12 protein-coding genes are annotated in these 11,158 nt (G+C 39.9%); all 12 read right to left on the reverse strand.

Annotation, left to right across the window (positions count from 1 at the left end; translation table 11 throughout):
• Positions 1-15: 15 nt before the first annotated feature.
• The 12 genes from O3670_RS01445 to pcrA all read right to left on the reverse strand — a co-directional run bounded on the left by O3670_RS01445 (position 16) and on the right by pcrA (position 10,941).
• The gene (locus O3670_RS01445; protein ID WP_371595721.1) at positions 16-783 is read right to left on the reverse strand and encodes an inositol monophosphatase family protein; all 768 of its coding nucleotides are present in this window, start codon (positions 781-783) and stop codon (positions 16-18) included.
• Positions 773-1,054, reverse strand: coding sequence for a UPF0223 family protein (locus O3670_RS01450; RefSeq protein ID WP_038676029.1), 282 nt, complete (start codon positions 1,052-1,054; stop codon positions 773-775). Before O3670_RS01450 ends, O3670_RS01445 begins: the two co-directional genes overlap by 11 nt.
• Positions 1,047-1,460 (reverse strand): Spx/MgsR family RNA polymerase-binding regulatory protein, encoded by a 414-nt coding sequence (locus O3670_RS01455; RefSeq protein WP_004182520.1) that lies wholly within the window; start codon positions 1,458-1,460, stop codon positions 1,047-1,049. The genes O3670_RS01450 and O3670_RS01455 overlap by 8 nt, the downstream gene beginning before the upstream one ends.
• A 69-nt stretch (positions 1,461-1,529) precedes the next feature.
• Complete coding sequence (locus O3670_RS01460) at positions 1,530-2,441, reverse strand: bifunctional riboflavin kinase/FAD synthetase (protein ID WP_038676031.1); 912 nt, start codon at positions 2,439-2,441, stop codon at positions 1,530-1,532.
• Positions 2,438-3,319 (reverse strand): tRNA pseudouridine(55) synthase TruB, encoded by an 882-nt coding sequence (gene truB, locus O3670_RS01465; protein ID WP_038676033.1) that lies wholly within the window; start codon positions 3,317-3,319, stop codon positions 2,438-2,440. Before truB ends, O3670_RS01460 begins: the two co-directional genes overlap by 4 nt.
• 119 nt (positions 3,320-3,438) lie before the next feature.
• The gene (locus O3670_RS01470; protein WP_371595722.1) at positions 3,439-4,785 is read right to left on the reverse strand and encodes a DUF438 domain-containing protein; all 1,347 of its coding nucleotides are present in this window, start codon (positions 4,783-4,785) and stop codon (positions 3,439-3,441) included.
• A 1-nt stretch (position 4,786) separates the two neighbouring features.
• The gene (locus tag O3670_RS01475; protein WP_002884869.1) at positions 4,787-5,020 is read right to left on the reverse strand and encodes a DUF1858 domain-containing protein; all 234 of its coding nucleotides are present in this window, start codon (positions 5,018-5,020) and stop codon (positions 4,787-4,789) included.
• Positions 5,021-5,108: 88 nt separating this feature from the next.
• Entirely contained in the window at positions 5,109-5,729 is a 621-nt protein-coding gene (locus tag O3670_RS01480) for a restriction endonuclease subunit S (RefSeq protein ID WP_048790294.1), read from the reverse strand.
• 126 nt (positions 5,730-5,855) lie between these two features.
• On the reverse strand, positions 5,856-6,350 hold the full coding sequence (gene tpx, locus O3670_RS01485; protein WP_038676036.1) for a thiol peroxidase: 495 nt from the start codon (positions 6,348-6,350) through the stop codon (positions 5,856-5,858).
• Positions 6,351-6,413: 63 nt separating this feature from the next.
• Positions 6,414-7,169: an HAD hydrolase family protein gene (locus O3670_RS01490; RefSeq protein WP_038676038.1), complete on the reverse strand. Its 756-nt coding sequence runs from the start codon at positions 7,167-7,169 to the stop codon at positions 6,414-6,416.
• A 60-nt stretch (positions 7,170-7,229) separates the two neighbouring features.
• Positions 7,230-8,510: an O-acetylhomoserine aminocarboxypropyltransferase/cysteine synthase family protein gene (locus O3670_RS01495; protein WP_204373248.1), complete on the reverse strand. Its 1,281-nt coding sequence runs from the start codon at positions 8,508-8,510 to the stop codon at positions 7,230-7,232.
• A gap of 121 nt (positions 8,511-8,631) precedes the next feature.
• Entirely contained in the window at positions 8,632-10,941 is a 2,310-nt protein-coding gene (pcrA, locus tag O3670_RS01500; RefSeq protein WP_048675776.1) for a DNA helicase PcrA, read from the reverse strand.
• Between the last annotated feature and the right edge of the window lie 217 nt (positions 10,942-11,158).

An 11,158-nucleotide genomic window follows, 5' to 3' on the forward strand; every position in this document is an offset into this window, starting at 1 on the left:
TTTTTATGTTTCAAACTAATTTTCTGACCCCATGATGCTCTTAATTTCTTCAAGTCTGTCTTTGGGAACCAGCATAACAGCTTGACGACTAGAATAATCCAGTGGTTCTCCGGTAATGGTCTCAAGGTGATAACCCAATTTTTCTCCCATAATACTTGCTGCAGCATAGTCCCATGGGTAAATGACTGAAAAGTAAGCTAAAATTTGTCCTGAAAGAACCTTAGACATACTTAAACCAGCACCACCGTAGACACGAACACCTAAGATCTTGTCAATAAGATTTTTCAAGCCATGGAAATTCTTAGCGTACATAGCTGCATTACTGGCAACTAAGCAGCGTTCTAAAGGGCGATTCTTATATGTTGGGAGTGGTTTATCATTACAATAAACATCGAATTGCCCCCCACCGTAGAAAAGTTGATCAGCCATGACATTATAAATTAGGCCAAATTTCCCTTTTCCGTCTTCATAATAGGCAATCATCACACAAAAATTATCTTGTTGGACGATGAAATTGACCGTCCCGTCAATAGGGTCCAAGACCCAGACGTTCCCATCTTTGATATTATGAACCAAGCCATTTTCTTCAGCGAAAATATTGTCTGAAGGGAAGGAGGATTTAATACGTGCCACGAGTAAATCTTGTGTTTGTTTGTCAATATTAGTTACTAAATCATCAAAAGCCGTCTTTTCTTCTACCGTGATTGTTTTGGACAAACTTTCTTTAATGAAAGCCCCGGCTTCCTTAATGATTTCTTTAGCAAAGAGTAGTTTATTTTCCAAGTGCTACAAATCCTTTATCTTTTGCTTTAGCAGCTTTGACAGCTTGATAGGTTGAAAAACCGCTAGCTTCTTCAAAGGCCTTATCTAGTTGTTTCTCAGGCGCCTTGCCAGGAACAACAGTTTTAAAAGCCTTATAGGCTTGTAAGAGTTGGTCACGGTCAACCTTGCTCTCGTATGCTTTTTCTACCTGACTCAAAAAATGAAGCACTGTGGTAATTTCCTCAGTGCTCCATGATGGATCGAGTGGGTAGGAATAATTTCCTTTAGTCATTGTTACCCTCAATCTCAGCTCGAATGGTCGCTTGACGCAATTCTTGCTTTCTATAATCACGAGGCAAAAAGGCACGAATTTCATCTTCGTTAAAACCAATTTGCATGCGTTTGTTGTCCATAATGATAGGTCGACGAAGAAGATTTGGGTATTCAGAAATCAATTGAATGAGTTCCTTTATGGTCAAATCATCCACATCGATATTCAGCTTCTGAAAGACTTTGGAACGGGTTGAAATGATATCTTCGGTACCATTTTCCGTGTAAGACAAAATCTTCATCAACTCATCGTGAGTTAATGGGCTCGTGATAATATTGTGTTCGTCAAAAGCAACTTCATGATTGGTCAACCAGGCTCGTGCTTTCCTACAGCTGGTGCAGCTAGGTGATAAAAATAAAGTTACCATGCAAACACCCCTTTCACTTTAACATTCCTAAACATTATACATTATTTGATTAGTTTTGGCTACGCTTTCTTAAAATTTTTCCGCGATTTTTTTATCGGCTTCCAGTTGAGCGCATAGTTCGTCTATATTATTGAACTTAATCATGTCACGAATATAATCTAGCCAGTATACTTCAATTGTTTTTCCATAGATGTCACCTTCAAAATCAAAGATATTAGCTTCAAGACGTAACTCTGTACCACCAAAGGTGACATTTTTTCCTAGGCTAGTCATCGAGCGATAACGTTTGCCATCAATCACAACATCGGCCACATAGACACCATCAGCAGGGAGGTAGGTTCTATCGATAGGTGCTAAATTAGCTGTTGGAAATCCAATGGTACGCCCACGCGCATCACCGTGTACCACGATGCCACGTGTAGAGAATTCATGTCCTAAAAGATGATTAGCTTCTTTAACCTTACCTTCCCGAATTAATTGGCGCACACGTGTTGATGAAATTTTTTCGCCATCACTCTGCTGCTCCTCAATCACATGGACGGTACCTGAAAAATTACGGGCAAGATAATCTGCATCAGTGCGATGGTGTCCAAACTTGTAGTCAAAGCCAACCACAACTTCTTGCGCTTTTAAACGCTTAATATAGCGAGCGATAAAGTCGTCTGAACTTGTTCTAGCAAAATCACTATTAAAATCTGTCAAATAAAGCTGATCTGTACCATAGGCTTCAAAAAGTTCACACCGTCTCTGAGGTGCTGTGATATGAAGAAGTAAATCATCCGTAAAGCGTTGGAAAGTTAGCTGAGGACTCTCATTAAAGGTAAGAACAGCTACCTCAAGCTCTTTCTCATTAGCAATCTGACGAGCCTTATCAAAAAGAACCTTGTGACCACGGTGGAGCGCATCGAAATAGCCTAGGACCAGGACTGTTTCCTTTTCCTGATGGATATCTTTATAATCGTTAATAGACGTTACTTTCATTGACTTAATACTTTTCTAGGTTTATAAACTTGACCTCGTTTTTCCATGATAGCTAGAACTTTGTCACCCAAAAAAGCGGCGACTAAGGGTTCTTGACTGTCTATGGAAATGAAGCGACCAAATGAGATTTCTTTGGCATCATCATCAGTGACTTGTACAGCTGGGAGATCCTGAACGCCAAATTCGATAGGAAGGAGGAAGGATTGGTCTCCTGCTTCTACCATTTCTGAAATTTGTGAGAGGGTTAGTGCTTCATCTAAGGTTAGGCCTGCTGAAGCAGTTCGGCGAAGAGCAGACATATGACTAGCGTAGCCGAGTTTTGCCCCCAAGTCGACAGATAAGGTACGGACATAGGTTCCCTTACTACAAGCAACACGGAAGGTAAATCTTGCAGTACCATTTTCTATCTCAATAGGTGAGGTACGGACAAATTCGGTAATTGTCACTTGACGTTGTGGACGTTCTACTTCTTGTCCAGCGCGTGCATACTCATAAAGTTTTTTCCCGTTGACCTTAACCGCTGAGTACATGGGAGGAATTTGTGTGATTTCTCCCTCGAAACTAGCCATTGCTTTGTCAACGGTTTCTTCGTCTAGCTCCCTTATCGGAGTAGTTTGGACGACTTCACCACTTGCATCCTCGGTCGTTGTTGAAAAACCAATGGTAATTTCTCCCTCATAGACTTTCCCTGCTTCAGTCATGTATTCAATGACACGAGTCGCTTTTCCAACTGCTATAGGTAGGACACCAGTAACATCTGGATCAAGGGTACCACCATGTCCGATTTTTTTCTCTTGTAATATTTTGCGTAGTTTAAATACTGCATCATGACTGGTCATTCCAGCCTCTTTTTTTAGATTAATAATTCCTGAAATCATACTTTTAATTATATCAAAAGCCATCCTAAAGAGCTAGGTAGAAACATAAAGAGGCAGAGAGCAAAGTCTCTAACCTCTTGAGTATTATAGTCATAAGCAATTGCAAGACTACTAGCTTTTTAATCAATATCTCTTTTAAGATCGCTTTTCAGTTCAAAGAAAGGTTTAATATCTTGTACATACTCTAAGACGCCCTGAAAGTCTCCCTTGTCATCCCTGACAGCTGCATAGGTAACATAGACGAATTTTCCTAAACGTTCAGATTTGAACCACATTGGGACTTGATCGCGCTCACCACTTCTAAGTAAGTTAAAGATTTTCTTGACCTTATCAAGGACTTTTGGCGGATGACAAAGTTCCACATTACGTCCAATTTGGCTCGGTGTTCGTTTGAAAACCATTTCATTCGCCGGAACATTGTCATTATAGTATTGGAAAATATCATCTTTATTAACGAAAGTGATTTCCAAAGGAAGGTGGTTGAGAATGAGATTAGCCTGCTCCACAGAAAGATAACCATTGCCAAAAGGTTGCGTTGTTTCTCTATCTACGACAGTTTCAGTTTTTGGTTTTGGGGTGAAGCTGATGGTGAATTGCCCTTCTGGGGTTTCAATAATTCGGGTATTGCCCGTATGTGCGTCAGTGCTCAGACCTGACTGTTCTTGCGATGTTTCCGTATTGTCTTCCTCAAAACGCTCACGCTTAGGTTGCCAGACGGCTGTAGGTTTTATAATTGCATAGCCATAGGCATCACTTTCTTCGGCAATTGAAAGCCAATCATCCTGCGTGAAGGTTTCAAGCAGAATCATCAGTAAGATAGCTTCTTCCTTGAAAATCATAGCTTCAAATTCTTCTGAAAAAGCTTCGAAGGACTTTGAAAATTCTTCTAAATCAGCATCTGGAAGTTCTTTTAGTTTAGCTTCTGCCGCTCTAAAAAGTTTTCGGATGTCATCGTCTACACCCCACATAACCTTTGGAGGAGAATCATGACCATAACGCTCCATTATTGGAAAGAAGAGCTTTTCTTTACGTGTGTAATGGTTATGAAATTGTCCCAATAAAGACATCTGATGTCTAAGCCCATTGAGTAGGTCAGATTTGAAATCTTCATTTTCAGGCTTACTAATGTTTTCGATGATACGTCGAATACGTAGGATAGCTGAACGTAGGGCTAAATTCTCTTGTTTAAAGACATAGACAGGGTGGCCCTCTTGATCAGCGTCTGCCACCTCCACATCTGCAATAGCTCCTTTAAAGAGGTTAGCGTGGACATTACAAAGGCTCATCACATCTTCAAAGGTAACCCCATCTTCAGATGCCATAAGTTCATGCTCCATCATAGAGATTTCAAGGGCAGATACTCCCTTGAAGTGTTGATTGAAGCGCTCTTGAACACTCTCAGGACTGGCTCCCTGGTGTAAATCAAGGAGAATTTCTTTGAGTATTTGAATACGATTGTTTTCCATATTAGTCTCCGATGACATCATAACCATTGAATAGTAAGGTTTTCTTGATTTTATCTAGGGGAATATTAGCTAACTTGGAGCCAGCTTTTAGACTGGTTACCTTACCGACAGTATTTAGCATAGCTGGGTTAGACAAGGGCTTAAAACCAAGGTCAATCAGTAAATCCTTAACCTCTGGATGCTCTTTTATGATTGTTGCGACTGGTTGTGATAAATCTATGGTGTTGGTAGTCATAATGACCTCCTAATAACATATTTGCTACTACCATTATACACGAGAATAATAAAAAAAGACCAACAAATCCTAGTTTGCTGGCTTTTGGTTAATTTCCAAATAGAGCTTCTGTAACATTATGCTGGATATTTTTCCACTCTTGCTCTGCACGGACCATCTTACGATGGAAATCGGCACGACCACGTAAATAGGCGGCAATTTGGTAATCTTGTTTAACAATCGGTATTTCAGGAATTTTGATGTCCAAGAGGTCAGCTGTCGACAAATTGAGGACAGCCTTTCCCTTATCAGCATAATCCAAATAGGCACGACCAATTTCGGTCTCAAGAAAGAACTTGATGTAGAAACCACGGAGTTTTTCCTTAGGTCGTAATACTGTGATATTTGATGAGGCAACAACTTCACGCTTGCCCTGATCTTCGAAAACAGCAACTTTTTGAACAGTTCCCTTAGATGCAATAAGCACATCTCCATCTTCTAAGAGAAAGCGTAAAAGTTTGCGGCGTTCCTCAGAAAATGTTTTTAGGTCATCGTAAGCAATGCCGTTGGGTGTCATATCCGATAGATTAATGACAGCGAATTCGCCAGGTTCTGCCTTAGCAGGGACAGCTTTTCCTTTAAATTGATCGACAACATCGCCTAAACGAACAAGTTTGTCTGTGTTAGCTTCGTAATCGATAATCAGTTGAGGTCTTTCTTTTTCAGACATTGAATCTCCTTTTTTATATTTCACTATCCACATTGAGTATTGCTATACAATAATAGCAAGAAGCTAATACTTTTGCAAGTAAAAACTGTAAGAAAGGCAAAATAAAAAAGAGACCTGGGCCCCTTTTTATAAGCTTTTAGCTGCTGCTACTGCTGCTTCATAGTTTGGATCAGTATTGATATTGTCCAAATATTCGACATAAGTAATCTTGTTGTCAGCGTCTGCCACTATAACGGCACGCGCTAACAAGTGCCATTCTTCAATAAGGACACCATAGTCTTTACCGAAACTATTATCATAGTAGTCAGAGAGCATGATGGCATTTTCAAGGCCCTCAGCACCACACCAACGAGCTTGCGCAAATGGTAGGTCCACTGAAATAGTAATAACGACAGTATCATCTAGTTCTGACAATTCCTTGTTAAAGGTACGTGTCTGAGTTGAACAAATACCAGTATCGATTGATGGAACGATAGAGATAACTTTTTTCTTACCATCGAATTCTGAAAGTGATTTTTTCGTCAAATCTGTTGCTGTCAAATTAAAGTCACGCAAGGTATCTCCAACTTGAAGTTGTTTGTCTTCTGCTACTGTAACTGGTTTTCCAATAAATGTTGGCATGTTAATCCTCCAATACTTTTTTACTATTGTACTGCAAATAGAGCAAGAAGCCTAAGCATTTGTTTAGAACTTTTCAAACAGTAGTTTAATTTTTTCAGCAATCACTGTATTAATTGCAGGAATGACTTCGTCTGCAAAGTCTTTCAGATAGGGATAATCGCCAACTTGCACACTATATATAGCATATTTGAAAAGAGAAATATCATTTTGGTCATTTCCAAAAGCTACAAAGTCTCTACCAAAGTGGTTTAAAACAGTACTAGCCTTAGTCACACCTTTAAGATTAATGTAGAGACACCTTTCGATATCATGGTAAGTAAGGTCTAAACATTCCAGTTTGTTTAGATTAAAGATAAGATCTTCTCGTATATCCTCATGCTCTGCAAGTGGAATAACAGCTTTAATAGGCTTATTAAGTTCTTGGACAGGCAAAATCCTTGCTTTGTTTAATGGGTCAACATTTGAAAGGAAAGGAATCTGATCAGGATTTTGTATAGCATAATTAAAGGTATCATCAATAAAATAAGGGAGGTTATAGGTATCACAGTAGCTAACAATCGTTCCGAGAGCATTAGAAGGTATTGTGTATTGAGATACTAATAGTTCATCTTGAAAGACTTCACCACCGTTTAAGCCAACTACTGTCAGTTTTTTCAATTCTCCCTCCAAAATACTAAGACAGTCTCTGTAAGAGCGTGCTGTTGCAAAAATAATCTCATGACCGTATTTTGGTGCTGTTAAAAGAACCTCTTGTAGTTCTTTTGACATAGTCATACCATCAAAACATAGGGTTCCATCCAAATCAAAAACAAATTTCATAGGGATAGTATAACAAAAAACCAGCTATAGAGCTGGTTTAAATATTTAGTATCAGAATACTTAAATTTTATCAAGGGCTAGTTTTAAATCTTCAATCAAATCATCTGCGTTTTCCAAACCAACTGAGATACGAATTTGATTTGGAGTGACACCACAAGCCAACAAATCTGCTTCTGCCAATTGTTGATGAGTTGTTGTTGCAGGGTGAACCACCAAAGATTTTGCATCAGCAACGTTAGCTAAATCTGAGAAGATTTCAAGATTATCAATAACGGTACGTGCTTCGTCTTGTCCACCTTTAACATGGAAAGTGAAAATAGAACCTGGTCCTTTAGGGAAGTATTTTTGTGCCAAATCATAGTAAGGACTTGATGGCAATCCAGGATAGTTCACTTTTTCAACTTTTGGATGATTTTCCAAAAAGTCTACGATTTTTTTAGCATTTTCGACGTGGCGTTCGACACGAAGTGAAAGTGTTTCAAGTCCTTGTAAAAGCAAGAAAGCATTGAAAGGTGCCAAGGCAGCCCCTGTGTCACGCAAAAGTTGTGTACGAAGGGCAGTGATAAATGCTGCTGGACCAACATCACGTGTATAGCTGATATTGTGGTAAGATGGGTCTTCTTCAACCAACTGTGGGAACTTGCCTGAAGCTTCCCAGTCAAATTTACCAGAATCGACAATAAGGCCACCGATAGTTGTTCCATGTCCACCGATAAACTTAGTCGCAGAATGAACCACGATATCTACACCATGGGAGATAACATTGATGAGATATGGAGTACCAAAAGTATTGTCAGCAACCAATGGAATCTTATGACTGTGAGCAATTTCAGCAATTTTTTCAAAATCAGGAATGTTGATAAGCGGATTTCCCAAAGACTCAATCAATACAAGTTTGGTATTATCTTTGATAGCAGCTTCTATTTCTTCAGGATTGTCAACATCTACAAAAGTTGTTGTGACACCATAGCGTGGAAGAGTTTCTTTTAAGAGATTGAATGTTCCACCGTAGAGGGTTGTCGCAGCAACTACATGATCACCAGCATGTGCCAAACCAAGGATAGCATAGGTGATAGCAGCCATACCTGAAGCCGTAGCCAAGGCACCAACACCACCTTCGAGGGCTGCAATACGTTCTTCAAGTACTGCTACTGTTGGATTGGTAATACGTGTGTAAATATTACCCGGTTTTCTAAGGGCAAAGAGATCTTCACCTTCTTGAGCATCGTCAAAAACATATGAAGTCGTTTGGTAAATTGGAACCGCACGTGATTTTGTTTCCTTGTCAGGTGTTTGTCCAGCGTGTAATTGTAAGGTTTCAAATGAAAATTCTCGTGACATATGGGTGTCCTCCAAAACAAAAGTTGCTTTCATTCTACACCCAGAAAAGCTAGCTGTCTAATAGAAATTTTTTATCAATGTGATAGGGAAGGCTTATTAAAAAGGACCTTTCGGTCCCTTTCTATTTCTTCTCAATAGGTGCTACGCTTGCCAAAACTTTTTTAAGTCCAACTTCTGGGAATTTTATCTTAAGTTCTTGTGTCTTGCCACTTCCAGTTACTTCTAGGACGGTCCCATCTCCCCACTTCTTGTGGTGAGCGATATCTCCGATTTCCCAGTCAGTAGCTGAATTGCCAGAGTCTGAAGTCTTACCAAAAGGTAGTCCGCCAGTAGCTTTTGAAAATGGCTGAGCACCAGTATGTCTTTGAGGTTGTACATTTGCTTTTCTGGTCTGAAGCGCTTGTTGTAAACTCATGCCTTGACCAAATTGTGTTGGCTCTTCCTTTGTAAAACGAACACCAAATGATGAATTGGCTGGACGTGCTAGACCTTGATATTGTAATAAATCATCTGAAATTTCACGCAAGAAACGGCTAGGACGATTATAGCTAGTCTTACCGAAAAGCGTACGTGTATTAGCGTTGGTAAGGAAAAGAATCTCTTCAGCACGGGTAATACCTACGTAAGCTAAGCGACGCTCTTCTTCGAGTTCTTCTGGATCCTCTGAGGCACGAGACAAAGGGAAGACTCCCTCTTCCATACCGATAAGGAAGACAACTGGAAATTCAAGTCCTTTAGCAGCATGGAGGGTCATCAAGGTTACTTCTGCTGCTTCCATATCACCATCGTCCGTATCAGCAATCAAAGCTAGATCATTCAAGAAACGGCCTAAACGGTCAATACCAGTCTCATCTTCCGTACCATCGGAGTTGGTTTCATCAAAATTCTTAGTAACAGACATGAACTCTTCGATATTTTCAATGCGTGCTTGACTTTCAAGTGTTTGTTGCATAGAAAGAGCATCCAGATAACCAGACTTATCTAAAACAGCCTCTACCGCTTCAGTAATACTTAGCCCGTCTAGCTGGTCACGTAGATTCAGTATCATGTTAGCAAAATCGTAAACGCCCTGAGCTGCTTTCCCCTTGATCGGTGACAACATAATATTAGCTGATGCATCTAGGAGACTCATGTTTTGCTCATAGGCAAAGGTACGAATTTTTTCGAGTGTACCAGGTCCGACTCCACGTTTAGGTTCATTAACCACACGTTCAAAGCTAATATTATCCGCAGGATTGGCAATCAAGTTTAAGTAAGAAATGACATCACGGATTTCTTTACGGCTATAGAACTTGGTACCACCAACCATGGTATAAGGAATATTTGACTTGAGCAAGGCTTCTTCAATAGTACGAGACTGAGCATTGGTACGGTAGAGTACAGCAAAATCCTTAAAGTTCTTACCTTCTTCACGAATAATATTGTCGATTGTTGAAGCAACAAAAACAGCTTCATCACGCTCATCATTAGCACGGTAATAAACAATTTGTTCACCGTCATCATTTTGTGTCCAAAGTTTCTTTGGACGGCGATTGCGGTTATTCTTGATAACTTCGTTGGCTGCTTGAAGAATTTTCTTGGTTGAACGGTAGTTTTCTTCCAAGAGAACTACCTTAGCTTCAGGATAGTCCTTCTCAAAATCAAGGATATTCTGCATATCAGCCCCACGCCAACCGTAGATTGATTGGTCCGCATCACCTACGACACAGATATTCTTGAAGCGAGAAGCCAAGAGTTTTACCAACTGATATTGAGCATGGTTGGTATCTTGGTACTCATCCACGTGAATGTACTGATAACGTTGCTGATAATAGGCGAGGACATCAGGATTTTTGTCAAAGAGACGTAAAGTCATCATAATCAAATCGTCAAAATCCATAGCTTCACTACGACGTAGCTCTTCTTGATAGGCCTTATAACATTTAGCAACAATTTGGGTGTACATATCACCGGCCTGGTGCTCATAGGCCACTTCATCCAAGAGGTCATTTTTGGCGTTGGAAATCGTCCCTAAGATGGCACGTTCATTCCACTTCTTAGGATCAAGGTTAAGATTCTTGAGAATACGTTTCATCAAAGTACGTTGTTCACCAGGATCCACGATAGTAAAGTTTCGATTGTAGCCAATATGGTCCGCTTCACGACGAAGGATTCGCACGCACATACTATGGAAGGTCGCAATCAAGGTTTCTGAAGTTGCTGGGTTTAAAGCCATAGCACGCTCACGCATCTCACGAGCTGCCTTATTGGTAAAGGTAATGGCCAAAATATTCCAAGGATTGATCATTTTTTCGTCGATAAGGTAGGCAATGCGGTGGGTAAGTACACGTGTCTTCCCTGATCCTGCACCTGCCATAATCAACAAAGGACCTTCAGTCGTTTGGACGGCTTCGGCCTGTTTGTCATTCATACCAGTTAATAATGGGTTCATCATATTCTCCATTCTCAAAAATAAGCTCTACTATTTTATCATTTTTTGGATGAAAATGCAGACTCTATTCATAATGAGTGTGAAATAACTTTAGCAAATAATCGTTTGTTTTTATTGGGAGGTTGTTTGCTTAAAATGATTGTTATTCCAAGCTTTTCTAGGTTTTGGTGAAAGGCATTCTTAAGTATAATATTCGGTTTTTTATAGTTTTGATGAA

Source organism: Streptococcus sp. 27098_8_74 (assembly GCF_041431705.1).
Classification (GTDB): domain Bacteria; phylum Bacillota; class Bacilli; order Lactobacillales; family Streptococcaceae; genus Streptococcus; species Streptococcus salivarius_E.